This is a genomic window from Streptomyces sp. NPDC001219, assembly GCF_053597915.1.
In genome coordinates, this window is the sequence record NZ_JBSFJF010000022.1 from 39,237 (window position 1) to 63,484 (window position 24,248).

The 24,248-nt window shown below is 71.7% G+C and carries 18 protein-coding genes; 7 read left to right on the forward strand and 11 right to left on the reverse strand.

Annotated features, from left to right (window positions below; genetic code table 11):
• Positions 1-82: 82 nt before the first annotated feature.
• On the reverse strand, positions 83-1,234 hold the full coding sequence (locus ACWC9R_RS16870; RefSeq protein WP_450732259.1) for an acyl-CoA dehydrogenase family protein: 1,152 nt from the start codon (positions 1,232-1,234) through the stop codon (positions 83-85).
• Positions 1,235-1,309: 75 nt separating this feature from the next.
• On the opposite strand from ACWC9R_RS16870, the gene ACWC9R_RS16875 reads away from it, so the two are divergent.
• On the forward strand, positions 1,310-1,957 hold the full coding sequence (locus tag ACWC9R_RS16875; RefSeq protein ID WP_450732260.1) for a TetR/AcrR family transcriptional regulator: 648 nt from the start codon (positions 1,310-1,312) through the stop codon (positions 1,955-1,957).
• A 49-nt stretch (positions 1,958-2,006) separates the two neighbouring features.
• Here the strand turns inward: ACWC9R_RS16875 and ACWC9R_RS16880 are convergent, their stop codons facing one another.
• The 3 genes from ACWC9R_RS16880 to ACWC9R_RS16890 all read right to left on the reverse strand — a co-directional run bounded on the left by ACWC9R_RS16880 (position 2,007) and on the right by ACWC9R_RS16890 (position 6,144).
• Entirely contained in the window at positions 2,007-3,398 is a 1,392-nt protein-coding gene (locus ACWC9R_RS16880) for an MFS transporter (RefSeq protein ID WP_450732262.1), read from the reverse strand.
• A gap of 162 nt (positions 3,399-3,560) precedes the next feature.
• Positions 3,561-4,643, reverse strand: a complete 1,083-nt coding sequence (locus ACWC9R_RS16885; RefSeq protein WP_450732263.1) for a Zn-dependent alcohol dehydrogenase — start codon at positions 4,641-4,643, stop codon at positions 3,561-3,563.
• Positions 4,644-4,746: 103 nt separating this feature from the next.
• Positions 4,747-6,144, reverse strand: a complete 1,398-nt coding sequence (locus ACWC9R_RS16890) for an aldehyde dehydrogenase family protein (protein ID WP_450732370.1) — start codon at positions 6,142-6,144, stop codon at positions 4,747-4,749.
• A 1,086-nt stretch (positions 6,145-7,230) separates the two neighbouring features.
• Here ACWC9R_RS16890 and ACWC9R_RS16895 point away from each other — a divergent pair.
• Both ACWC9R_RS16895 and ACWC9R_RS16900 read left to right on the forward strand, forming a co-directional pair.
• The gene (locus ACWC9R_RS16895; RefSeq protein ID WP_450732265.1) at positions 7,231-9,024 is read left to right on the forward strand and encodes a hypothetical protein; all 1,794 of its coding nucleotides are present in this window, start codon (positions 7,231-7,233) and stop codon (positions 9,022-9,024) included.
• Between the two features lie 79 nt (positions 9,025-9,103).
• Complete coding sequence (locus tag ACWC9R_RS16900) at positions 9,104-9,685, forward strand: hypothetical protein (protein WP_450732266.1); 582 nt, start codon at positions 9,104-9,106, stop codon at positions 9,683-9,685.
• 72 nt (positions 9,686-9,757) lie between these two features.
• On the opposite strand, the gene ACWC9R_RS16905 is transcribed toward ACWC9R_RS16900, so the two are convergent.
• From ACWC9R_RS16905 to ACWC9R_RS16915, 3 genes are all read right to left on the reverse strand, one after another.
• Positions 9,758-11,095, reverse strand: coding sequence for an MFS transporter (locus ACWC9R_RS16905; protein WP_450732268.1), 1,338 nt, complete (start codon positions 11,093-11,095; stop codon positions 9,758-9,760).
• Positions 11,096-12,547: a CitMHS family transporter gene (locus tag ACWC9R_RS16910; protein ID WP_450732270.1), complete on the reverse strand. Its 1,452-nt coding sequence runs from the start codon at positions 12,545-12,547 to the stop codon at positions 11,096-11,098. It lies immediately after the preceding gene.
• A gap of 193 nt (positions 12,548-12,740) precedes the next feature.
• A complete protein-coding gene (locus ACWC9R_RS16915; protein WP_450732272.1) occupies positions 12,741-13,397 on the reverse strand; it encodes a TetR family transcriptional regulator in 657 nt (218 codons plus the stop codon).
• 197 nt (positions 13,398-13,594) lie between these two features.
• Here ACWC9R_RS16915 and hmgA point away from each other — a divergent pair, with 197 nt between their 5' ends.
• Both hmgA and ACWC9R_RS16925 read left to right on the forward strand, forming a co-directional pair.
• Positions 13,595-14,944 carry a homogentisate 1,2-dioxygenase gene (hmgA, locus tag ACWC9R_RS16920; RefSeq protein ID WP_450732274.1) on the forward strand — a complete coding sequence of 450 codons (1,350 nt, stop codon included), beginning with the start codon at positions 13,595-13,597 and terminating at the stop codon, positions 14,942-14,944.
• A 16-nt stretch (positions 14,945-14,960) separates the two neighbouring features.
• Complete coding sequence (locus tag ACWC9R_RS16925) at positions 14,961-15,707, forward strand: GntR family transcriptional regulator (protein ID WP_450732276.1); 747 nt, start codon at positions 14,961-14,963, stop codon at positions 15,705-15,707.
• 412 nt (positions 15,708-16,119) lie between these two features.
• On the opposite strand, the gene ACWC9R_RS16930 is transcribed toward ACWC9R_RS16925, so the two are convergent.
• Entirely contained in the window at positions 16,120-17,511 is a 1,392-nt protein-coding gene (locus ACWC9R_RS16930; protein ID WP_450732278.1) for an MFS transporter, read from the reverse strand.
• Positions 17,512-17,727: 216 nt separating this feature from the next.
• On the opposite strand from ACWC9R_RS16930, the gene ACWC9R_RS16935 reads away from it, so the two are divergent.
• Positions 17,728-18,978: a type ISP restriction/modification enzyme gene (locus tag ACWC9R_RS16935; protein WP_450732280.1), complete on the forward strand. Its 1,251-nt coding sequence runs from the start codon at positions 17,728-17,730 to the stop codon at positions 18,976-18,978.
• A 279-nt stretch (positions 18,979-19,257) separates the two neighbouring features.
• On the opposite strand, the gene ACWC9R_RS16940 is transcribed toward ACWC9R_RS16935, so the two are convergent.
• The 3 genes from ACWC9R_RS16940 to ACWC9R_RS16950 form a co-directional block, all read right to left on the reverse strand.
• Complete coding sequence (locus ACWC9R_RS16940) at positions 19,258-19,521, reverse strand: hypothetical protein (RefSeq protein WP_450732281.1); 264 nt, start codon at positions 19,519-19,521, stop codon at positions 19,258-19,260.
• Between the two features lie 271 nt (positions 19,522-19,792).
• A complete protein-coding gene (locus ACWC9R_RS16945; RefSeq protein ID WP_450732283.1) occupies positions 19,793-20,599 on the reverse strand; it encodes an SGNH/GDSL hydrolase family protein in 807 nt (268 codons plus the stop codon).
• Positions 20,600-20,828: 229 nt separating this feature from the next.
• Positions 20,829-21,566, reverse strand: a complete 738-nt coding sequence (locus tag ACWC9R_RS16950; RefSeq protein ID WP_450732285.1) for a YoaK family protein — start codon at positions 21,564-21,566, stop codon at positions 20,829-20,831.
• Between the two features lie 226 nt (positions 21,567-21,792).
• On the opposite strand from ACWC9R_RS16950, the gene ACWC9R_RS16955 reads away from it, so the two are divergent.
• Positions 21,793-22,905, forward strand: a complete 1,113-nt coding sequence (locus tag ACWC9R_RS16955; protein ID WP_450732287.1) for a DUF5925 domain-containing protein — start codon at positions 21,793-21,795, stop codon at positions 22,903-22,905.
• The last annotated feature ends 1,343 nt before the right edge of the window (positions 22,906-24,248 follow it).

A 24,248-nucleotide genomic window follows, 5' to 3' on the forward strand; every position in this document is an offset into this window, starting at 1 on the left:
GACGGATCGAACACCATATCGCGCCGCTGAGCAAGCGCTTAGGCCCGTCGGGGTGCGGACGGCGGCCCCGCGGACATGCGGGTCAGAAGGCGGAGACCCCCGTCAGCGCCCGCCCGATGACCAGTTTCTGTATCTGGCTGGTGCCCTCGTACAGGGTCATCACCCGGGCGTCCCGCAGCAGCTTGCCGACCGGGTACTCGTCGATGTAGCCGTAGCCGCCGAACACCTGGAGGGCGTTGTTGGCGGCGCGCACCGCGGCCTCGGAGGCGAAGAGCTTGGCTTTCGACGCCGCGGTGGCGAACGGCTCACCGCGGTCGATCAGATCGGCGACCCTCCAGGTCAGCAGCCGCGCGGCGTCCACATCCACGGCGATGTCGCTGATCAGCTCCTGCACCAGCTGGTGCCGGGCTATGGGCTTGCCGAACTGCTCGCGCTCGCCCGCGTACCCGAGCGCGGCGTCCAGGGCGGCCTGGGCGATGCCGACACAGCCCGCCGCGACCGACATCCGCCCCTTGGCCAGCGCGGACATCGCGACCGAGAACCCCTTGCCCTCGGGGCCCAGCATCGCGGAGGCCGGGACCCGCACCCCGTCCAGCACCAGCTCCGCGGTGGCCTGGCCGCGCAGTCCCAGCTTCCCGTGGATCTCCCGCCGCTCCAGACCGGGACTGCCGGCCGGGACGAGGAAGGCGCTGATGCCCTGGTGGCCGGGGGCGCCGCCGGTGCGGGCGAAGAGCAGCACCACATCGGCCCAGGTCCCGTTGGTGATGAACATCTTGGTGCCGTCGATGACGTAATCGTCGCCATCACGGACCGCGCGGGTGGTGAGCTGCGCCGCGTCCGACCCGGTCCCCGGCTCCGTCAGGCCGAAGCAGCCGACCGCGTCGCCGGAGGTGAGCCGCGGCAGCCACGCCCGCTTCTGCTCCTCGTCGCCCCAGGCGGCGACGGTCTTGGCCACCAGCCCCAGGGATACCGAGACGATGCCGCGCACCGAGGAGTCCCCGCGGCCCAGTTCCTCGGTGACCAGGACGTAGGAGAGGTGGTCGCCGCCCGAACCGCCGTACTCCTCGGGGACGGTGAGGCCGAGGAAGCCGAGGTCGCCGAGCTTCTTGACGATGCCGCGGTCGACCTGTTCCGCGCGGTCCCAGGCGGTGGCGTACGGGGTGATCTCGCGGTCGGTGAAGTCCCTGGCGAGCTGCCGCACCGCGGTCTGCTCCGCACTGAGCTCCAGATCCATCTCGGGCCCCTCGTGAACGGGAAACAGTTAATTAGCACTGCTAGTTTTTGCTGGGAAGCCTCTACTATGTGCGTCATGGCCCGACCCCGCAAGCCCCTTCTGAGCCGCGAGCGCATCGTCTCCACGGCGCTGGCGCTCATCGACTCCGAGGGGCTGCCGGCGCTCTCCACCCGGCGCCTGGCGGCGGAGCTGGGTGTGAGCGGGCCGTCCCTCTACAACCACTTCACGACCAAGGACGAGATCCTCGACGCGGTGGCCGACACGGTCATCGCCCAGGTCGATGTGTCGACGTTCGCGACGGGCACCGACTGGCGCGCCGGGCTGCTGGACTGGGCCCGCTCCTACCGCGCGGCGCTCGCCGCCCATCCGCATGTCGTGCCGTTCCTCGCGCAGGGTCCCGGCCGCCGGCCGGCCGGCCTGAAGATGGCCGACGCGGCGTTCGGCGGGATGGTCGAGGCGGGCTGGCCCCCCGCCCAGGCCACCCGGGTCTGCGCCATGGTCCGCTACTTCGTGGCCGGTTCCGCGCTGGGCTCGTTCGCCCGCGGTTTCGTCGACGACCCGAGCGCCTACGACCCGGCCGACTACCCCCACCTCGGCCAGGCCCATCTGCTGGCGGAGCATCAACGCCAGGTGGACGAGGGCGCGTTCGAGTCGGGCCTCCAGGCGCTGGTCGACGGACTGGCTCTCCAGCACCCGGACCTCGTACCGCGGGAGGGGCACTGACGGCGGGGCGGGCCGGGGCCTTGGCGAGACGCCAGGGCACGCCGACCGCTCACCCCTTGGCGGCCGTCCCCTCCGTCCCACCGCCCGGCTCGCCCCCGCCGCCCGGTGTGCGGGCCGCCGTGGCGCGGCGGCTCAACAGCCGGATGGACACCAGGGCGATGACGGCCAGCGCCATGAGGTAGCCGGCCACCGCCATCGAGCTGCCGCTCGCCTCCAGGAGCAGCACCATCACGAAGGGCGCGAGCCCGCCGCCCAGGATCGCGCTGATCTGGTAGCCGAGCGAGGCGCCCGTGTAGCGCATCTCGGCGGTGAACAGCTCGGCGAACAGCGCGGCCTGCGGGCCGTACATGATGCTCAGGAAGCAGCTGCCGACGAAGGTGCCGACGCCCAGCCACACCAGCGACGCGGTGTCGATGAGCAGGAACATCGGCAGCACCCAGAGCAGCAGCCCGACGGCTCCCGCGGCATAGACCCGCAGCCGCCCGATCCGGTCGGAGAGGGCCGCGGCGGCCGGGATCAGCGCGAGCTGGGTGAGGCTGACCAGCAGCGAGACGGCCAGTACGGACGTGCGCCGCATCTCCAGCTCACGGGTGGCGTAGTCCAGGACGCCGGTGATGAGGATGTAGAAGGTGGCCGTGGTGACCGCGAACGAGCCGCCGGCCAGCAGGACCGTGCCGAGGTGGTGCCGCAGGATCTCGCGCAGCGGTGAACGGCGCGCAGCGGCGGCCCGTTCGGTGGCCGCCAGCTTCTCCTCCGCGGCCCGGAACGCGGGGGTCTCCTCGACCCGGGTGTGGATGTAGCGGGCGAGGACGAGCACCAGCACACCGACGAGGAACGGCAGCCGCCAGCCCCAGGTGCCGAACGACCGCTCGCTGGTCGCCGCACCGGCCAGCAGGAAGACGGAGTTGGCGGTCACCACCCCGAGCGGGACGCCGAGTTGCACCAGCGAGCCGTAGAGCCCGCGCTTGCCCTCGGGGGCGTATTCGGTGGCCATCAGCATCGCGCCGCCCCACTGGGCGCCGACCGCGAGGCCCTGGAGCAGCCGCAGCAGGACCAGCAGGACCGGCGCGGCCAGCCCGATGGTGTCGTAGGCGGGGAGCAGGCCGATGGCCGTGGTGGCCAGCCCCATGACGGTCAGCGCGAGCACCAGCATGGGCTTGCGGCCGCGCCGGTCCCCCAGCTGGCCGGCGAGCACCCCGCCGACGGGACGGGCCAGGAACCCCACCGCGAAGGTCGCGAAGGAGGCGAGCACCCCGGCCGCCGGGTTCCCCGAGGGGAAGAAGGCGGGACCGAGGACGAGCGCGGCGGCGATGCCGAAGACGAAGTAGTCGTACCACTCGACGGCGGAGGCGAGCGCCGCGGCGGTGGCGACTCTGCGACGGCTGCGGGCGGAGGGCTGATTGCCGGTGTTGCCGTGCGGTGCGGAGGGGGCCGGGTCCATGCGTGCACACTCCGAAAGGTGCGGGAAGGGCGGGGGGCGGCACCGTGATGCCGAGCGACCGTACCGACCAGCCGGTACGCCGTCAACGGACCACGCAGCGCGAGATCCGAGCACCGCCTGAACGCGGGGGCGGGGCCCGCCCCGAGCGCCCGTTTGCACCCCCTAGAACACCACCAGCGCCCGCCCGCCCTTCCCCGCCGGCATCGCGTCGAAGGCGGCCGGGATGTCGTCGAGGGTGATGCGGTCGGTGACCAGGGTGGAGAGGTCGAGGGCGCCGGAGCGGATGTGGGTGGCGATGAGGGGGAGGTCGCGGGCGGGGTCGGAGTTGCCGTAGACGCAGCCGGAGAGGGTGCGGCCGAAGTAGAAGAGTTCCAGGGCGGAGAAGGACACCTGCTGGTCCTGGCCGCCGATGCCGACGACCGTGGTGCGGCCGCCGCGTCGGGTCGCCGACCAGGCCGTACGGATGGTGTCGGCGCGGCCCACGCACTCCACGGCGACATCGGCGCCCAGGCCGCCGGTGAGCTTGCGGACGCGCTTGGCGGTGTCCTCGCCCGCCACCACGAACTCGGTGGCGCCCGCCGAGCGGGCCAGCTCCTCCTTCTCCGGCGAGACGTCCACGGCCACGACCGGTCCGGCGCCCGCGATCCGTGCCGCCTGGAGCGTGGCCAGACCGACCCCGCCCACGCCGAAGACGGCCACCGACTCCCCCGCGCGCACCCGCGCGCTGTGGTGCACGGCGCCCCAGCCGGTGAGCACCGCGCAGCCGAGCAGCGCGGCATCGGTGAGCGGCACCCCGTCCGGCAGCGGCAGCGCGGCCCGTGCGGAGACCACGGTCTCCTCGGCGAACACGGCGGTGCCCAGGCCGGGGTAGAGCTCGGTGGCGTCGTCGGCGCGCCTGGCGTACGGGGTGTTCGCGGCGAGGCCGGAGTGGGCGCACAGCCAGGGCTCGGCCAGTCCGCAGAAGTGGCAGTCGCCACAGGACGGCGCCCAGTTGAGGACGACCTGGTCGCCGGGGGCCACCGTGGTCACCTCGGGGCCGACCGCGGTGACGGTGCCCGCGCCCTCGTGCCCGAGGACGGCCGGGGCGGGCTGGCGCAGGGTGCCGTTGGACAGCGAGAGGTCGGAGTGGCAGACGCCGGCGGCGGCGAGCCGGATACGGACCTGGCCGGGGCCGGGCTCGGGCAGCTCGATCTCGGTGATCTGCAGGGGGGCGTTGACGGCGGGCAGTACGGCGGCGCGGACCACAGGGTCTCCTCGGAGCGCGGGGCGGCGGGCGGGAAAGGGGGCGGGCGAGCGGCGGGCCTCGCGGCGGCGGGGGACGCTGCTGGTCCCCCGCCACCCGGCCGGGTCAGAACTGGAGCGACTTGGTCTGGAGGTACTCGGCCAGGCCGTGCGGGCCCAGCTCCCGGCCGACGCCGGACTGCTTGTAACCGCCGAACGGGGCGAGGGGATTGAAGCGGCCGCCGTTGATGTCGACCTGCCCGGTGTGCAGACGACGGGCGAAGGCGACCGCCGTGGCCTCGTCGGCCGCCCAGACCGCGCCGGCCAGGCCGTAAATGGTCTCGTTGGCGATCCGGGCGGCGTCGTCCTCGTCCGTGTAGCTCAGGATCGACAGGACCGGGCCGAAGATCTCCTCCTGGGCGATGGTCATCTCGGGGGTGACGTCAGCGAAGACGGTCGGGGCGACGTAGTAGCCGGCGGCGGGGACGGGTGCCTCCGGGCCGCCGGCCACGACCCGCGCCCCCTCGGCGACGCCCCGCTCGATGTGGCCGCGCACCCGGTCCCGCTGGACGGCGTTGACCAGCGGGCCGATCCGCTCGCCGGGGACGTACTTCGCGGCGGCCGCGGCGGCCAGCTCCACCGCCTCGGCGTACCGGTCCCGGTGGACCAGCATCCGGGTCCAGGCGCTGCACGTCTGGCCGGAGTTGGCCATGACGTTGGCGACGCCGACCGCGACCGCCTTCGGCAGGTCGGCGCCGGGCAGGATGACATTGGCGGACTTGCCGCCCAGCTCCAGCGCCACCGGCTTGACCGCGGCGCCCGCGAGCGCCCCGATCCGCTTGCCGACGGCCGTCGAGCCGGTGAAGGAGACCAGGTCGACCCCGTCGTGCTCGGCGAGCGCCTGCCCGGCGACCGGGCCGAGGCCGGTGACGAGGTTGAAGACGCCGGCGGGTATCCCGGCCGCGTCGGCGCACTCCGCGAACAGCTGGGCGACCAGCGGGGTGTCCTCGGCGGGCTTGAGCACCACCGTGCAGCCGGCCGCGAGTGCCGGGGCGACCTTGGCGACGATCTGGTGGAGCGGGTAGTTCCACGGCGTGATCGCGCCGACCACGCCGACCGGTTCGTGCAGCACGGTCGAGTTGCCGAGGGTCTCCTCGAAGGGGTGCGTACGGGCGAGTTCGGCGTACGAGCCGCAGACCGCGACCGGGATGCCGGCGTGCACCGCCGTGCTGAAGGCGAGCGGCGACCCGAGTTCGGCGGTGACGGTCGCGGCCACCTCCTCGGCGCGGCCGGCGAGTTGCTCGCGCAGCGCGGCCAGCCGGTCCGCCCGCTCCCCGGGCGGGGTGGCGGCCCAGCCCGGCAGCGCGGCGCGGGCGGCCCGCACGGCGGCGTCCACGTCCTGCGCCGAGCCGGCCGGGACGGTGGCGATCACCTGCCCGTCGGCCGGGTCGACGACCTCGATCGTCCCGCTGCCCTCGGCGGGCCGCCAGCTTCCGTCGATGTACATCGCGTCGTGCTGCTTCACGTCGTGGTCCTCCCGCGCCGGCCGGATGGTCATCGCCCCTAAACTAGCGCCGGTAGTTTTGTTCGCGCCAGGGCGGCCGCCACACCCCTGGAGCGACGGTCACCACGAGCGGCGGGCCACCCCGGCCGCGCCCTCACCGTGTGACTCGCGCCCGGGAGCGCGACACCGCTCCAACCCATCCGCGCCGGCCACACCGTCACTCCCGTCCGAAAACGACTATTCCACGTTACGGAAAGGGACTGGTGGAGGTCGGCTTCGGGGTCCGGCATCGAGATCGTTCTGGACAAAGATCCCCCATTCCTGGAGAACGCATTTAGGAACCTTTAATGTTGCCCCCCGTCAGCATCTATACGGCTGTTGACTGCTATACGGGGCATCCTCAGACATCCACCGGATGGAACATCTTGCGGATGACTTGTCGGATTCGAACCAGGGGGACGAACAGCCGAGGCGGCCTGCCGCAGCACGCCCGGTCGCGTTGACTTCAGGCGGCTGAGCCTCTTGGCGAGAGGCGGAATCCTCTCTTCCTCAGCGGCTTTCTCCACGCCCTCTGTGCCGCGTGTTCCCGGGTGCGAACAGCCCGGGAACGCCGCACCCGTCCGCCAGGTATCGCCCCGCGGAAAGCCCAGATCAGAAAGGTGCACCCATGTCACATAACGCCAATGCGAGGGAGTTTCCCGTATTTCACGCAACGAGCGCTGCTCACGACACGAGAATCAGAGCGGGAAGAAGTTTATGATCAAGAACATCTACGCCACCGCACGTACCGTGGTACTCGGTACGGCAGCGGTGGCTCTCATCCTGACGTCCACCGGCCCGGCCTCAGCCGCTCCCGGTGAGCCCTCACCCTCCTTCTCGGGCCGTCCCGTTACGGACAGCTCCGCCGGGACATCCCTCACGGCGCCCCCGCAGCGGCCGGCCGCTCCCACGAAGAGGCCCGGGGCAGTCACGCCGAAGCCGGGGAAGGCGACGAAACCGGCCGCCCCGAAGGCTTCGACGCCCTCAGCCGACGGGCCGAGAGCGACTCCACAGGAGATCTCGGAAGCCAAGGCCGCCGAGGCGTACTGGACCCCGGAGCGCATAGCCATGGCCGTTCCGGCCAATCCCGACAAGGGGTCCGAGAAACAGAAGTCGTTGGGGGACATGATGAAGTCCTCGTCCCACTTCGACGACAGGGGCGTGGCGACCACCGGCGTCTTCCTCATCAGCCAGGACGACGACCCGCAGACCGACCCCGGTATGCGGGACCAGTTCTGCTCCGCCTCCTCCGTGGCGTCTCCGACGAAGTCACTGGTCATCTCCGCCGCTCACTGCCTCAACGACAACGACCGCTTCCGGAACCTCGCCTTCGCCCCCGGGTGGAAGGTGGACCCGAAGGACAAGCACAAGGGCATCGCCCCGTACGGCGTCTTTCCGATAAAGCCGGGGAAGATCTGGCTCGACGGACGCTATCTCTCTCAGGGGCCCGCCAAGGCTGACGACCTCGACTTCGCCTTTTTGAAGACCGGTCCGAACTCCAAGGGCCAGTTCCTGGAGAACGCCACGGGGATGGGCAACGAACTGACCACCCTCCCCGCCACCGGGAATCTGAACCAGAAGAACGTCACCCTGATCGGCTTCCCTGGTTCCGCCAAGTCTCCGCTGGTATGCCCCTCGACCCAGACGAAGGCATACGACGACCGATTCCTGGAGATCGCCTGTGACGGGTTCGCGCCGGGTGTGTCCGGCGGCCCGTTCCTGCGGAACTTCGACGGCAAGCGCGGCGACATCATCGGTGTCATCGGCGGCTACAAGACCGGCGGGAAGCTCGACAGCATCTCCTACTCCTCGCAGTTCGATGCCGATGTGGTGCGCCTGTACAACCAGGCGGTGAACGACTACCCGCCGGACCAGCCCTCGGGGATCGACGGGATGGGCGATGCCGGAATGTGGCGCCATGCCATGTCGGCCGCCACCGGTCAGTTCCACACCTCGTCGCAGAAGACGAAGGACGGCGACCTCGTCGTCAAGTGGTCGGACGGCGAGGTGACCCTCTACCCGGGCGACCAGTCCCAGGGGTTCTACACCGGCTGCACCGCGGGCCAGCCCTGCGAAACCCAACTGGCGAAGCCCAATAAGTTGTGGGCCGATTACGCGGACGTCATCACCGCCGGCGACTACACGGGCTCCAACGCCTACGACCTCATGGTCAAGTGGGTCGACGGTGAGGTCACGATCTACAAGGACATCGACGAGAAGACAAAACTGCCCGCCTCGTCCGACGAGCACCCCTCGAACGAGATCAAGGTGGCTGCTCCCGGCTCCACCTGGAAATTCGCCAAGGGCATCGCCACCGGCAAGTACGGCGGCAACGCGTGGGCCGACGACCTGGTGGTCCGCTGGGTGGACGGTGAGGTGACGAAGTACACCAACGTCGACGGCTCCGGCTTCCACGCGGAACAGAAACTCCTCGCCCCCAACGACTTGTGGAAGAACAACGCCTCGATCATTGCGGGCGGCGACTTCGACGGTTCCATCAACTCCGACTTCGACCTGTTCGTACGCTGGTCGGACGGTGAACTCACCCTCTACGAGGACCTGGGCGCCAACGGACTCAAGCAGGAAAACAAGATCAAGGGCCCGAACGACCTGTGGAAGCACTCACGCGTGATCGTCCCCGGGGAGTTCGGCGGGAACCTGTGGGAGGACGATGTCTTCGTCCGCTGGTCCGACGGCGAGGTATCCATCTACGGGAACACTCTGGCCGATGCCCTGGGGCGCGAATATCAACTTGTGCCTCCCCCGGCCGCGTTCGCTGTCGCACCTGGAAAGCGAGCCGGCAAAGAGTCATGTGACACTGAGTGCGGCCCCGGTCGCCTGCGCCGCTTGACCACGCGTTAGCCAGAATCCTTCGCACGCCGATGGCGGGAGCCTCCCAAGGGGCTCCCGCCATCGGCAAGACCACACTCCCGAGGTTCCCATGCGTCTGCGCCCACTCCACCACTTCGTCCCACTCGGCGCCGCCACAGTGTTACTCCTGTCCGGCTGCGCCGAAACGGCGCGGCCGGAGACCGCGGACCCGCACACCTCGTCGGCGAAGCCTTCCAAGACCCCCGAGGAGCGGAAGACCCCGGCACCGGACAGCGGCAAGCCATGGGAGCCCGACGACGCCATGCAACGCGCGGAGCGGGCTCTGGACGCCTACGAGGACGACGGCAGCGCGGCGAAACTCTCCGACTCCGGGTCCGCGCATCTTGCCGACGGAGTGCACAAGACCTTCCAGGCATCCGGGAAGCGGTGGTACCGCCTCGACCTCACCTGCGACACGAGCGGCGTGCGGGAACTCACCCTCACGCTGACCCGCGGCAGTGAGGAGCAGGCCTACGGAATCGGCTGCGGGGACCCCGAGGCCGATCAGTTCAACATCCCCCCGGGCGCCCCCTTCACGGTCCGCGTCGACGGGGTGCGGACCGGCAGCGGCCTCGTGATGTGGCGGCTGAACACCGTCGCCCGGGACAATGTGGACGGCTGTGACGACGACATCAAGGGCTGCGACGGCTGAACGGCGCACGTCCCGTACCTCTGCCGAGCTGCACCCGGGCCCTTCAGTTCCGCTCACCGCGCCTTGGAGGGCTTACGGCCTCTCGGAGCGGGCCCGCGGTCCCGTGGAGCGGGTCTGCGGACCACCGGCGCCCTTGCCCGCCCGTTTCGGTCCGGCCTCCTCCCTGGCCGCCGGCGGAGGCAACCCGCCCGCGCCGGACGCCCCTTGGCCGCCCGGCTCGCGGCCCGTGCGGGCGGCCAGTCCGGCGGAGGACAGGAGCAGCGCGCCGAGGAGGGCGAAGGGGGCGGCGGTGCCCGCGACTCCGGCGAGGAGTCCGGCGCCGGCCGGGGCGGCGACCTGGCCGAGGCGGTTGCCGGTGAGGCGGAGCGCCAGCGCCGTACTGCGCGCCCGCTCGGGGGCGGCCTGCACGACCGTCGTCATCGACAGCGGCTGGCCCACGCCGAGACAGAAGCCGAGGGCGAGCAGCATCGCGGCCAGCGCCCACACCGGTACCGGCAGCACCAGACCGCCGCACAGCACACCGGCCAGCGCACAGCTGACCACCATCAGCGCGGTGCGCCCCAGCCACCGGATCATCGGCGTCATCACCAGCCGGCAGGCGATGGTGGCCGCGGCCCGCAGGCTGAGCAGCAGGCCGACGGTGGTGGGGGCGATGGCGCGGTCCTCGCCGATGACGGGGAGGTAGGCGGTGAGGATGTCGGTGGCCGAGAGCACGGCCAGGCTCATGAAGATGCCGGCCGGTACGCCCCGGGTCCGCAGGATGCCGCGGACCGGGACCGGGGGGCCGGCCGCCGCGGCCGGGGTGCCGGACGGGGCGGTGCGGGCGCGCTGTTCGAGGCGCCAGAGGGAGACGTAGGAGACGGCGGCGACGGCGCCGGAGACCAGCAGGGCGGTGGCGCTCGTCGGGGCCATCCGGCCGTCGTGCTCGGAGATGACGAGTCCGGCGGCGGCCGGGCCGATCAGCTGGCCGAGGGAGGCGCCGATGGTGAAGTGGCCGAAGTTGCGGTCGCGGTCCTCGGGGGCGCTGCGGCGGGCGACGATCGACTGGGCGCCGATGACGAAGCAGAGGTGCCCCAGTCCCATCACCCCGCTCCAGGCGGCCATCGCGGGCAGCGATCCGGCCAGTCCGCTGAGCGCGCAGCCGCCGCTGATCAGCGCCACCCCGGCCACCAGCAGCGGGGCGCAGCGGCCGTGGTCGGTGCGGCGGCCGAGCGGCACGGCGACGAGCAGCGGCAGCAGGGCGTAGACGGCGGTGATGACGCCGACGGCCCGTTCGTCGGCGCCCAGTGCGAGGGCCCGGTAGGAGACGGCGGGCCTGGCCATGCTCACCGCTCCCTGCGCGAAGGAGAAGGTGACGACCAGACGCAGCAGCCAGCTCCTGCCGGGCCTCCGGGTGTCGGTGCCGGTCATCTAGATGATGCCGAAGAGCACACCGGCGCACAGGACCACGAGGGAGGTCAGGGCGGCCCATTTGACGGTGAACCTGGTGTGGTCGCCGAACTCGACCTTGGCCATCCCGACGAGGACGTAGACGGCGGGGACGAGCGGGCTGGACATGTGCAGGGCCTGGCCGACGAGGGAGGCGCGGGCGATCTCGATGGGCGCGACACCGTGGGCGGCGCCGGCCTCGGCGAGGATCGGCACGATGCCGAAGTAGAAGCCGTCGTTGGACATGAAGTAGGTCAGCGGGATGCTGAGGACGCCGGTGACGATGCCCATGTGCGGGCCGAGGGCGTCGGGGACGCCGCTGACCAGCCAGCGGGCCATGTGCTCGACCATGCCGGTGCCGGTGAGCACGCCGGTGAAGACGGCGGCGGCGAAGACCATGCCGGAGACGTTGAGCACGTTCTCGGCGTGCGCGGCGACCCGGGCCTTCTGGTCCTTCATGTGCGGGAAGTTGACGGTGAGCGCGAGGGCGGCGCCGAGCAGGAAGAGCACCGGGATCGGCAGCGTCTGCAGGATCAGCAGGGTGAGCAGCGCGAGGGTGAGCGCGGCGTTGAACCAGTAGAGCTTGGGGCGCAGGGTGGGGCGCCGCGGGTCCAGGACCTGGAGGCCGTCGTCCTCGTCGGCCTGCTCTCCGGAGCCGGCGGCCGGCGCGTCGTCGGCATCGGTGCCGCCGCCCGTACCGCCGGTGGCGCGCGGCGCGCTGCCCGCGCCGGTACCGCCGGTGCCCGCACCGACCAGGACCTGCTCGGTCTCCTGCTCCGGGACGGCCCCGTTCACCGGCCCGGTGTCGCCGAGGGTCAGGAGGCCGAGCCGCTTGCGCTCGCGCCGGCCGAGGGCGTACGCGAGGGCGAACACCGCGACCAGGCCGACGGCCAGGGCGGGGATCATCGGGACGAAGATGTCACCGGCGTCGAGCTTGAGCGCGGTGGCGGCGCGGGCGGTCGGACCGCCCCAAGGGAGGGTGTTCATCACGCCGTTGGCGGTGGCGGCGACACCGGTCATCACCACGAGGCTCATCTTCAGCCGCTTGTAGAGCGGGTAGAGCGCCGAGACGGTGATCATGAAGGTGGTGGAGCCGTCGCCGTCGAGCGAGACGATCGCGGCGAGCAGTGCCGTACCGACCACCACCCGCACCGGGTCGGCCTTGCAGAACCTCAGGATGCCGCGGACGACCGGGTCGAAGAGACCGACGTCGATCATCACCCCGAAGTAGATGATGGCGAACATCAGCATCGCGGCTGTGGGGGCCAGGTCACCGATGCCCTTGAGGACATAGTCGCCCAGGTGCGCGCCCTGTCCGACCAGGACGCAGAACAGCGCGGGGATGAGCACCAGCGCTGCCATCGGTGACATCTTCTTCATCATGATCAGCACCAGGAAGGCGGCGATCATGACGAATCCGAGGATTGTCAGCATTAGGGGTACCTCACGTTCGCCCTTGAACATCTGCCGGGGGTGGCGGTTCAGGCGACGTTAGGTCCCGCAAAGTTTTGTTAACAAGGCCTTGACGCGCGAGCAATACGAGCAAAACCCCAGGTCAATAGGGATCTCACCGGACGGGAGTGCGCACAACCGGCAGTCCGGACCGGCGCCGCCCCCACCGCGGCCCTCACCCCTCCCCGCCGTCCGCCCCGTCCAGATAGCGCGCCAGATACGCCCGCAGCAGCACCTTGGTCTCGGTGACGAGGGCCGGATCTCCGGCCGGATCGGTACGGAAGGCGAGCTGGAGCAGCGCGTCGGCCGTCTCGACGCCGACCAGGAAGGCGGTGCGCAGCCGTTCGTCGGCGGCGTCCAGACCGAGCGGGCCGGCGAAGAGGGCCAGCAGCCGGTCGGCGACCTCGTAGTTGGCCTGCCGGGTGGCGCTCGGGGCGGGCACGGTGAACTCGACCAGGGCGAAGCCCGGCACCGTCCGCTTCATGGCGAGGTACTCGTCAACCACCACGTCCGTCGCGTCGCGCCACCGGAGCGGGGTGTGCGCCGGTGCGGTGAGCCGGTCGGTGATGCGGTCCGCGTAGGCGTCGAGGTTGCGCCGGGCGAGGGCCTCGGCCATGGCGCGCTTGTTGGGGAAGAAGCGGTAGACGGAGCCGATCGGGACCCCGGCGCGGCCGGCCACGGCCCGGGTGCTCAGGTCCTCGTACCCGGTCTCCTCCAGCACTTCGGCGCAGGCGTCGAGGATGCGGGCCAGCCGCTGGGCGCTGCGCCGCTGGACGGGGGCGCGGCGCAGGGCGGCGGACGGCGGACCGGGGCGGGGCGTCGGCTGCTGCACCCGACCATCCTGCCCGCCACGGGAGACGGCGGCACATACGCGGCGACCCGACCGGGCCCGAGCCCGCAGCTTCTCCCCCACTCTCCACACCACTCAAGGAGGGGGACTCCATCAACAGGGCCGTGCCCCATCGTTGACGCCTCCCCACGGCAATCCTAAGGTCTTGCATAGGATTCCTTGAGCGGCGGGAGCACGCGATGACAGGCACGGGCAACGAGCAGGCGAGGAAGACGGCGGAAAGGCTGGAGTACCTCACCGGCTTCGGCAACGAGCACAGCTCGGAGGCCGTCCCCGGCGCGCTGCCGGCGGGCCGCAACTCCCCCCAGCGCGCACCGCTCGGCCTGTACACCGAGCAGCTCAGCGGCTCCGCGTTCACCGAACCGCGCGCCCACAACCACCGCTCCTGGCTCTACCGCATCCGCCCGTCGGCCGCGCATCCCCCGTTCGTCCGCGCCGAGCGGCACGCGGTCCGCTCCGCGCCGTTCACCGACTGCTTCCCCGACCCCAACCGGCTGCGCTGGAACCCGCTGCCCGAGCCCGCCGGCCCGACCGACTTCCTCGACGGCCTGTGGACCCTGGGCGGCAACGGCGACGCCACCCAGCGCACCGGTATGGCCGTCCACCTCTACAACGCCAACACCTCCATGGAACGGCGGGTGTTCGGCAACGCGGACGGCGAGCTGCTGATCGTGCCGGAACGGGGCGGGCTGCTGCTGCGCACCGAACTCGGCCTGCTGCACGCCGAACCGGGCGAGGTGGCGCTGATCCCGCGCGGCGTCCGCTTCCGCGTCGAGCTGCTGGACGCCGCGCCCGACGGCGGGCAGAGCCCGACCGCCCGCGGCTACGTCTGCGAGAACTACGGCCGCCCCTTCCAGCTCCCCGACCTCGGCCCGATCGGCGCCAACGGCCTGGCCAACCCCCGGGACTTCCGTGCCCCGGTCGCCGCCTACGAGGACGTCGAGGGCCCCGTCGAGGTCATCAACAAGTTCGGCGGCCACCTCTGGGCGGCCACCTACGACCACTCCCCGCTGGATGTCGTCGCCTGGCACGGCAACCACGCCCCGTACGTCTACGACCTGCACCGCTTCAACGTCATCGGCTCGATCAGCTACGACCACCCCGACCCGTCGATCTTCACCGTGCTCACCTCCCCCTCGGACACCCCGGGGCTGGCGGGCGTGGACTTCGTGGTCTTCGCACCGCGCTGGCTGGTCGGCGAGGACACCTTCCGGCCGCCCTACTTCCACCGCAACGTGATGACCGAGTACATGGGCCTGATCGAAGGGGCCTACGACGCCAAGGCGGAGGGCTTCGTACCGGGCGGCGGCTCCCTGCACAACATGATGTCGGCGCACGGGCCCGACCGCGAGACCTTCGACCGGGCCAGCGCCGCCGAGCTGCGGCCGCAGAAGATCGACGACGGTCTGGCCTTCATGTTCGAGACCCGCTGGCCGCTGACCCTCACCGAGCAGGCCCGGGACGCCGGACACCTCCAGCGTGGCTACGACGACGTATGGCAGGGTCTCCAGCGCCACTTCCGCCCGTGACACCGGGGAACACCTCGTGACCACCTTCGCTCCCGACTCGCTCGCCCTGAACCGCAAGCTGCCGCTCTGGTATCAGGTCTCGCAGTCGCTGCGCGCCTCCATACTGGGCCGCTCCCCGGAGGCGCCGCTGCGGCTGCCCACCGAGGACGCGCTCGCCGCGCACTACGGCGTGAGCGTGCTGACCATGCGCCAGGCCCTCAAGGAGCTGGAGACGGAGGGACTGATCAGCCGGCACCGGCGCCGTGGCACCTTCATCGAGCCCAGCGCCCGACGCGGGGCGCCGGTGCGGCTGCTGGGTTCCGTGGACGCGATCGTGGCCCAGCAGTCGGGCATGAGTACCGAACTGCTGGCACACGGCCGCACAGCGGTACCCCCCGAACTGGCCCAGTACTTCCCGGACATGACCGAGGTGACCGGCTTCACCCGGCTGCGCAGCGACGAGGAGACCGGCGAACCGACCAACCACGCGCGCAATTACGTCCGCCCCGAGGTCGCCGGGCGGATCGACCCGGCGGACCTGCTGCGCTGGCCGATGACGAAGGTGCTGAGGGACGCCGTGGGCGTCCGGATCAGCCGGATCACCGACACCGTCGAGTCACGGCTGGCCGACCCGGAGACCGCCCGCCTCCTCAAGGTCCCGCTCCTCAGCCCGATCCTCCACTACACGGGCGTCACCTACGACGAGGACGGCTGCGCCGTCGATGTCGCCCGCATCCACTACCGGGGCGACCGGTTCTCGTTCACGGTCACCCTGGAGGCGTGACCTCCCACGTTGTCGGCTGTCCCGCCGTGGTGGCCTCGCGCCGTTTCGGGTCCGCTGCGCGGGGCGTGGGTGCGGGTGGTGTTTGTGGCTGCCTGCGCCGTTGCGCCGGTCCGCTGCGCTTTGCCTCGGCCGATGCTTGTTCGTTTCCCGCCGTTGCGCCTGCGGCGGGCGGGTGGGTGTCGGGTGCGGTGACGGGCCTCCGGGGCAGGGTTTCCGGACTGCTTCGCTTTACGTCCACACACCAGGCCCCGGAGGCCCGTCACCGCACCCCGACAGCCCCGCGCAGCGGACCGGCCCGCCGCAGGCGCAACGGCGAGGAACAGGCAAGCATCACCTCAGCCCACGCCCCGCGCAGCGGAGCCGAAACCACGCGAGGCCCCCACGGCGGGAAAGCCGAAAACGTGGGAAGGCCTCAGATTCGCTCAAGGCTCCGCCCCGTGCTGCGGGGACCCAGGAGCGCCACGTCCAGACACAGCAGCAGCATCAGCAGCGCCGAGCCGGCGAAGACCGCCGCCGCCCCGAGGCTCGTCAGTACGGTCAGTGCGACGAACGGCAGGGCGACCGAGGTGAGGCGGGACAGTGAGTAGGCGATACCGATCGCACTGCTGCGCAGACCGGTCGGGAAGATCTCGGTCTGGTAGACGTGGAAGGCGTTGGAGAAGACGTTGCTGCACACCGTCAGCAGGAAGCCGAAGGTGACGACGGCCCAGGTGGCGGTGGCGAATCCGAAGGCCAGGCCGCAGGCGGCGATCCCGAGCGCGGAGGCGATGATCAGTGTCCGGCGCTCGATCCGGTCGATGAGCGGGATGGACAGCGCGGAGCCGAGCGGATAGCCGCAGAAGCTCAGCGCCGCGTACAGCAGCGAGTCGGTGACGGTGTGGCCCTTCGCGGTGAGCACCACCGGCGCCAGCGACGCGAAGCCGTAGTAGCCGACGGTCTGCAGCACCTGGAAGATCCACCACATGAGGGTGCGCCGCCGCTGCTCGCCCCGGAACATCTCCGCCAGGGGCACCTTCCGCTCCGGGACGGTCTCGGTTTCCGGTACGGACGGCAGGCTGCCGCCGCTCTCCCGGGCCACCCGCTCCTCGATCGCGGCCACGATCCGGTCGGCCTCCGCCTCGCGCCCCTGCACCGTCAGCCACCGTGGTGACTCCGGGAGCCGGCGCCGCATCACCTGGAGGAACGCGGCCCCCAGGGCGCCGGCGACCAGCAGCCAGCGCCAGCCCTCGATGCCGAACAGCTGGTGCGCGGCCACCAGTCGGGCACCGAGCAGCGCGGCGACCGGCACCCCGGCGAAGCCGAGGGTGTACGCCCAGGCGATGTAGCGGCCGCGCACCGCCCGGGGCAGGAACTCCGCGAGGCAGGTGTCCACCAGCACGAGTTCGGCGCCGAGCCCGAGACCGGACAGGAAACGCAGCACGAGCAGCCAGGTCAGGTTCGGGGCGGCGGCGCACAGCAGCGAGAAGAACGCGTACCCGGCCAGGTTGACGAGGAACATCCGGCGCCGCCCGAAGCGGTCGGCGAGCACCGACAGCACGTTCGCCCCGACGAACATGCCGAGGAAGCCGGAGGCGATCACCCATGACGTGGCGGTGTGCCCGAGGTGCCACCGTTCCGCGAGGGCCGCGGCCAGCACCCCACCGAGGAAGATCTCGTAGAGGTCGAAGAAGGCGCCGATCCCGACGACGAGGGTGAGGCGGCGGTGCCACCGGGTCGGCGGCAGCCGGTCCAGCCGTGCCGCGGCCCGGCCGCCGACCGGGGTTCCCCCGCGCCGTTCCGGCGTGGAGGAGGTGGTGTCCGTCATGACGGTCCTCCCCTGAGCAGGTCCCGGCGCACGGGGCGGAGCCGGTCCGCACCGCGTGGTCGGGCGTACGGCCAGGACCGTACTCCGTCAAGATCAGCAAGCGGAAGACCGCCTGTGTCCGTCCTGGAAGAGTGGTATGGCCTGCGGATTCGGTGCGGCCGCCGGGGCGCTGGATACCATGCCGGGGTCAACCGAACGGTCCGGGAGGGGCTCCGCGTGACGGCGAAGCAGGACGCGCCACGGCTGTCCGATCTCATGCCGTGGTCCGTGGCGCCGCTGCGGCTCGGCCGTTCCTGGGTGCGGGCGCCGGACCGGGCCACCCTGCGCGCCCGCTGGGCGGCGCTGGTGGCCGCCGAGGACGCGGCGGAACGCGAGCGGTTGTTCCGGCCGTCCCGGGCCCGGACCCTGCACTCCGCCGTCGGCCAGCTGCCGGGCCAGGCCACCCCGACCGGGCGGCTGTACCGGGCGGGCGGGCCCTGCCCGGAACCGGTGCGGATTCTGCACGGCCCGTTCGACCAGCAGTGGCTGCTGCCCGACCACCGGCTGATCGACGGTGCGCGCCCGGAGCTGTGGCGGGTCGCGGACGCACGGCAGTTGTTCGCGGTCGAGTGGGGGCAGGTACCGCAGCTGCCCGGCCCCGCCGTGACCTGCTCGGCGCTGCTGCCGGACGGACGGTCGCCGGGCGGCCGCCCCGGACGTATCCGCCCCCTCTACCGGCGGCCCGGCGGCCGGGAGCCGAACGTCGCCCCGGGCCTGCTCGCGCTGCTCGGCCGCCGCCTGGACCGCCCGGTGGCCCCGACGGACCTGCTCGCCTGGCTCGCCGCGAGCGCCCAGCACTCCCCCGACGGCTGCGCGGTCCCGCTCACCACCGACCCGGACCTCTGGGACCGCGGCGTCGCGCTCGGCGCACGGCTGCTGTGGCTCACCACCCGCGGCGCCCACGTACACGGGGCGGACGGCGGGCGGGCGGGCGAGCGGCCCCGGATGCCGGGCGGCCGGCGCCCGTACGTACGCTCCGCGCTGCCCGACCGCGGGCTGCCGGAGGCGCTCGGCTACGACCCGGAGGAGGAGGCGCTGCTCCTCGGCGGCGGCCGGATCTCGCCGGTGCCGCCGGGCGCCTGGGACGTCCACGCGGGCGGTGTCCGTGTCCTTGCGGCGTGGTACGCCGAGCGCACCGGCGCGGGAGCGGAACCGCCCGAGGCCGGTTCGCTGGCCGCGCTGCGCCCCGACGGCTGGCCGCAGGAGTGGACCTCGGAGCTGCTGGAGCTGATCACCGTACTGGCCCTGCTGGCCGAACTCCGCCCGCGGTGCGAGGAGTTGAGGCAGCGCACGGGAGACGCCCCGCAGGTGACCGCTGGTGAGCTGCGGGCGGCCGGCATCCTTCCGGCGCCGGTCTCCGCGCACCGCCCGGCCTCCGTCCTCGATCACCACGAGGAGGGCCCGGAGGGGCAGTTCGCCCTGCTGTAGTGCTCGGGCGGATACCTGGCCCACGGCCGTCGGACGGCGGCCCCGCACAGCAGAACACCCGTCGCGGCACGGGCGACGGGTGGTGGGGAGTGGTACGACCGGCCGGGTGGGGACGGGGCCGGGCGAAGGGGTGAGCGGGGCACGGCATCTCCGGGGCGAGGGTTCCCGCCCCGGCGAGCACACCGGTGTGGCACCGGCGCCCCGGGCCTGATGAACGATCGGACCGCGGTGCCGCGCCGGGACGGGGTGATCGCCCGGGATGCCGCTTTCAGCAGCGGATCAGCCGTGCCCGCCGAACAGCGAGCGCCGCAGCCTGCGCAGCGGTGCGAACAGCGACACCCTCGCGCCGCGGCCGTTCCTCGTACGCGAGTGATCGCGCGCGGTGAGCTCCTGCATCAGCGACGTCGCGCCCTCCACCTCACGATGCGGGATGGCGGGACCACCCAGTACCGCGAGATGACGGTCGAGACGCGCACTGGACGCGCTGCTCCGGCAGTTGATGGCAGGGACACGCGCCCTGCTACGCACTGTTATCTGTTCCATGACTCTCCCCACCCTATGAGGGCACCCGGCCCGGGCAGGGTAACCCTATCTCTCTCGGCGGACACGCGTGCAGACCGGTCACCGGATTCACCTGCCTCGCTCTGACGTTGACGAACACCATACGGAATGTCACGTACAAGGCGCGGAGCAGGGCGAGTTGAGCAACCGTCGGACATCCGGGCGCCACCCCGCGGGTCCCCCGGCGGACCGCCGGAGCGCACCGGGAGAGACCGGGATCACGGCCTCTCCCCGGCGCCCGGCGTACGGGTCGTCACGCAGCGGAGGCGAACACCGGCAGGTAGCCGCCGGACTGGCCGGCGGCGGTGGGGTGGTAGGACTCCAGGACGGGGAAGGTCACGCTGTGCAGCCAGGCGCTGCCGGAGCACAGCTCATGGCCGGAGAAGGTGGCGTTGACATCGGCGAAGGTGAAGCCGTGGTCGGCGGCCCGCTTGGCGGTGACGTCGTTGATGTGGTCGGCGGCGGCGTTGATCGCGGCCCGGGACTTCTCGGAGAGGCCGGCGATGCAGCTTCCGCCGAGCCTGTAGAAGCGCGGATAGCCCAGGACCACCACATGCGCGGCCGGGGCCTTCTCGGAGATGGCGTCGTACACCCCGTCGAGCCGGCCGGGCAGGGTGGTGGTGATGTAGCTCCTGGCCTGGGCGACCCGGGCCAGGCAGGCGCTCTCGCCCTGGAGCGCACAGGTCGTCATGGTGTCGGCGAATCCGGCGTCGTTGCCGCCGATGCTGATGCTCACCAGGCCGGTGGAGCCGCTGAGCGGTGCGAGCTGGCCGCTGAGAACATCACCCGTTCGGGCGCCGGAACAGGCGGTGAAGCGGAAGGACGAGGGGGAGTGCGCGGCGGCCCAGAGGGCCGGGTAGGCCTTGGTGCTGCGCTTGCAGGAACCGCTGCCACTGTCGTAGCTGCCGGCCCCGACGCCGGAGGAGTAGGAGTCGCCGAGGGCCACATAGCCCGTGGCGGTGGGGAGTTGGGCGGACGCGGCGGCGCTCGCGCCGGTGAGCGCGAGCGCCGTGGTGACGAAGAAGGCGGACGTCAAGGCCGCGAATCGGGACAGTCTCATGGAACCTCCCTTAGCAGGATCTCTGCCACATCTGTCGTAGCAAGACTCGCGGGTAGCCGGAAGTGTCCATGCCAAAAGTCATTCCGCGATTCACGGCAAATCCGCCGATCCGAGCGGATGTTCACCCTCCCCTCCCCGCCGCGACACCCGTCGCCGAGACCTCCCCGAGGGTGGCCCGATGCCGCCGCCGACCCGGCCGCCCTGTCCCGCCCGCGCTCTTGACGGCCGCTCACCCCTTCCCCTCCCCGTTCCCCTCCCCCTTCCCGTTCCGCTGCTGACGGCGGGCGAGGCCGGGTACGAGAAAGGCGGTGGCCGCCACGAAGACGGCCACCAGCAGGATCACCAGCGTCGGACGGGTCCCCAGTCCCAGCAGCCCGGCGCCGAGGAGACCGCCGGCGAACATCGCGGCGACCGAGAGCGTCCGGCGGCCCACGGCGTGGCTGCCGTACCCCAGCCGCGCGTCGTGCCCCACCCGCGACCCGCTGACCAGGGCCGTCATCGCCCGGGTCTCCACGGTCGTGGTGAGGTCGGCCGGCGCGGCCCGCATGGCGGTGACATTCCGCATGCCCATCGCCAGCGCCATCAGGCCGATGGCGACACCGCGCCGGCCCGGCGGCAGGCCCGGCGCCGGCCCCGACTCCCACGCCGCCACCGCGGCGGCGGCCAGCAGCGCCGCCTCCACGGTCAGCGCCGTCGGGAACCACCGGTACTCCCGTGCCGCCAGGGTGGACTCCATCCGCGCCCCGAGCGCCGCGCCCAGCACGAAGGCGCCGAGCGACACGATCGTCGTCACCACCGGGAGCCCGCCCTGCCCGGCGATACCGAAGCCGAGAAAGAGCAGGTTGCCGGTCTGGGTGGCGGTGAAGACCTGACCGAGCGCCAGAAAGCTGACGGCGTCGAGCATCCCGGTCGCCACGGTCAGACAGACCATGATCACCGTCAGGGGTGGTCCGCTCGGCGGCTCCACGGACGCGGCTCCTTCCGGCGGTCACCTCACCTCGCGGCACGTCCTCCCAGTCTCCGGACGGCGCGCCCGACGGTCCGTCATTGCGCCGTCTGTGGGCGGCCCGTCACCCTCAGCCCCCGGGCCCTGCACCGGCGCACGGCCGTCCCGCGCACCGTGCCGCCCGGCCGCGGGGAAACGCCGGGATAATCCGTGTACGAGGCGGGCCGCCGTGACGGATCATGACGGCATGTGTGCCGATCACGTCCAGCCGTCCGCCACGGAAGAGTCCCTTCCGCTCCGGCTGACCATGGACGACAGCGATTCGCCCGCCGATGTCGTCGACGCGCTCTTCCTGGGCCGGTTCGCCCAGGGCGAGCAGCCGTACTCCCGCAGCCGGTCCGTCGACCGGGTGCGGCCGGGGCTGACCCTGCTGCCACCCGGCGCCCGGGTGCTGCGCTCGGCGAAGGACGAGGACCGCAGCGCCGTCCTCGCCGAGGGCGAGGGCTTCACCCTGCTGGTCTCCCGCTGGAACCACGGCGCCGACGTGACGGTCACCGCCGTCACCGACGACCTCGCCGAGAAGGTGCTGGGACAGGCCGCCGACGGGGCGGAGGACGAACCGGAACCCCGGCCGGAGAACGTCCCGATGGGCTTCTGGTACTTCTCCCCGCGCCGCGGCCCCCACCGCACGTCCCGGCAGATCTCGGCGGCCACCTGGGAGGAGATCCGCCCCAACTACACGGCGCCGGTGGCCGAGGCGATGGACCGGCTGATGAAGGTGGCACCCGACGAGATCTCCGGCCGGCTGCTGTTGCTGCACGGCCCGCCGGGGACGGGCAAGACCTCCGCCCTGCGCACCCTGGCCCGCTCCTGGCGGGACTGGTGCCAGGTGGACTGCGTCCTGGACCCGGAGCGGCTCTTCAACGACGTCGGCTATCTCATGGACATCGCGATCGGCGAGGACGACAGCACCGGCAAGGGCCGCTGGCGGCTGCTGCTCCTGGAGGACTGCGACGAACTGATCCGCGGCGAGGCCAAACACGCCGCCGGGCAGGCCCTGTCGCGGCTGCTCAACCTGACGGACGGTCTGCTGGGCCAGGGCCGCAACGTCCTGGTAGGCGTCACCACCAACGAGGACCTGGAACGGATGCACCCCGCGGTGGTCCGCCCGGGCCGCTGCCTGGCCCGCATCGAGGTCGGCCCGCTCAGCCGCACCGAAGCGACCCGCTGGCTCGGCACCGACCAGGACATCTCCCGCGACGGCGCCACCCTCGCCGAACTCTACGCACTACGCCGCGGCACCCGCCCCGCCTCGGTCCCGCCCCAGGACTCGGGGGCGGATGCGGGGTTGTATCTGTGAGGTGTGGGTGAGCGGAGCGGGACGGGGTGGCGAGCGGAGCCACTCCCGGCCGGGTCCGGCGCAGTCAGCCACGACCGGCGCCGGCATTCCTCATTCCTCCTTGCCCCGTGAAGCAGGACAGCCCGGAGCACGGCAGACTTGTGCCTCGCTATGGCGGGCAGGAAGCAGGCGATGCGGCTGTCGCCCGAGGTGATTGTCGATGCGGCCGTGCGGATCGCTACGTGGGCGGAGCCGGCGGGCTGACCGGGAAGACACTTCCGTCCTTACTTCCCTGCCGGAAGCCTTCTGGCTCGCCGCCATACAAGCGGCTCCCACACAGGGCCGCCGACCGGCGAGCGGAGAGCAGCCGCACCTCTCCCCCTGAACCGCATTCCCTCATCCACCGCACACTCGTCATCGACACGTGCTGACCAGCCGCGGTGAACAAGCCCCCGGAACGGACGACTTCGGCGTCCAGACCAGTCCGCCCGTCTCGGGCCCCTCCCGTATGAAACGAGCAGGGAGAACCGACCATCGACGACCACGCCCTGACCTACGCCCCCGGCAGCAGGGCCAGTTACCGCAGCATCGATACCCAGCTGCTGGGCCTGATCCTGCTGCGCGTCGAGAAGAACCGCTGGCCGACCTGTTCAGCGAGCACATCTGGCGGCCCATGCGTGCGGCTCACCCCGCGACCTGGAACCCTCGACCGCGACGGCGGCATCGAGGAGGCCTTCTGCTGCGTCAACGCCACGAGCGGGGCTACTCCGCCCAGTGGTGGGCACCCTTCCGACGGCAACGGCAAGGACCGGGCGGCCATCGGCATCCACGGCCACTGGCCGAAGGGCGCCGGCGGCATGGTCGGTGCGCCGGCGACGTCTGCTTCGCCACACTCCGCCTCCACGAGTGCACCTTCCGCAGCGGTTTCTCTCGCGCCTGAGCCTGGTACTGCGGGGCTCCACCCGCCGCTCCTCCCTCCCCCAGATGCCGCCAAGGCACCGATTCCCAAGGACGGTCGCATGCTTCGATGCCGTCAAAGTCACCAGCTCACACCACGATGAATTCCTGGGGCTGGAGGAGTTCGATTGGACCGCCACCGTGCGGGTTGACTGGCGTCGGTAAGGGTGCAGAAGACACCTTCCACGCCTTCGGCGCGTTGTCGAGGGTTCCGCTTCGAGGCGTGGCCAGTCCGCAAATCTGGCAAACACGGGGAAATGTGGGCATCTCTCGGCAGTGATTCACTCATGGCGCATGCCGCCTACTAACGAGCACGACAATGCAGTTCAGGGGCACAGGGAGAACTCGGGAACACGCGCACTGATATGACCATGACAGCATCGCAGGGCGAGACCATGGTTCATTCC

Coding starts and splice junctions, on each gene's coding strand:
- ACWC9R_RS16880 (WP_450732262.1), bottom strand. CDS start 3,398: ATGGACCCGGCCCCCTCCGCACCGCACGGCAACACCGGCAATCAGCCC.
- ACWC9R_RS16900 (WP_450732266.1), top strand. CDS start 9,104: ATGCGTCTGCGCCCACTCCACCACTTCGTCCCACTCGGCGCCGCCACA.
- ACWC9R_RS16940 (WP_450732281.1), bottom strand. CDS start 19,521: ATGGAACAGATAACAGTGCGTAGCAGGGCGCGTGTCCCTGCCATCAAC.
- hmgA (WP_450732274.1), top strand. CDS start 13,595: ATGACAGGCACGGGCAACGAGCAGGCGAGGAAGACGGCGGAAAGGCTG.
- ACWC9R_RS16870 (WP_450732259.1), bottom strand. CDS start 1,234: ATGGATCTGGAGCTCAGTGCGGAGCAGACCGCGGTGCGGCAGCTCGCC.
- ACWC9R_RS16930 (WP_450732278.1), bottom strand. CDS start 17,511: ATGACGGACACCACCTCCTCCACGCCGGAACGGCGCGGGGGAACCCCG.
- ACWC9R_RS16945 (WP_450732283.1), bottom strand. CDS start 20,599: ATGAGACTGTCCCGATTCGCGGCCTTGACGTCCGCCTTCTTCGTCACC.
- ACWC9R_RS16895 (WP_450732265.1), top strand. CDS start 7,231: ATGGCCGTTCCGGCCAATCCCGACAAGGGGTCCGAGAAACAGAAGTCG.
- ACWC9R_RS16955 (WP_450732287.1), top strand. CDS start 21,793: ATGTGTGCCGATCACGTCCAGCCGTCCGCCACGGAAGAGTCCCTTCCG.
- ACWC9R_RS16875 (WP_450732260.1), top strand. CDS start 1,310: ATGGCCCGACCCCGCAAGCCCCTTCTGAGCCGCGAGCGCATCGTCTCC.
- ACWC9R_RS16905 (WP_450732268.1), bottom strand. CDS start 11,095: ATGACCGGCACCGACACCCGGAGGCCCGGCAGGAGCTGGCTGCTGCGT.
- ACWC9R_RS16910 (WP_450732270.1), bottom strand. CDS start 12,547: ATGCTGACAATCCTCGGATTCGTCATGATCGCCGCCTTCCTGGTGCTG.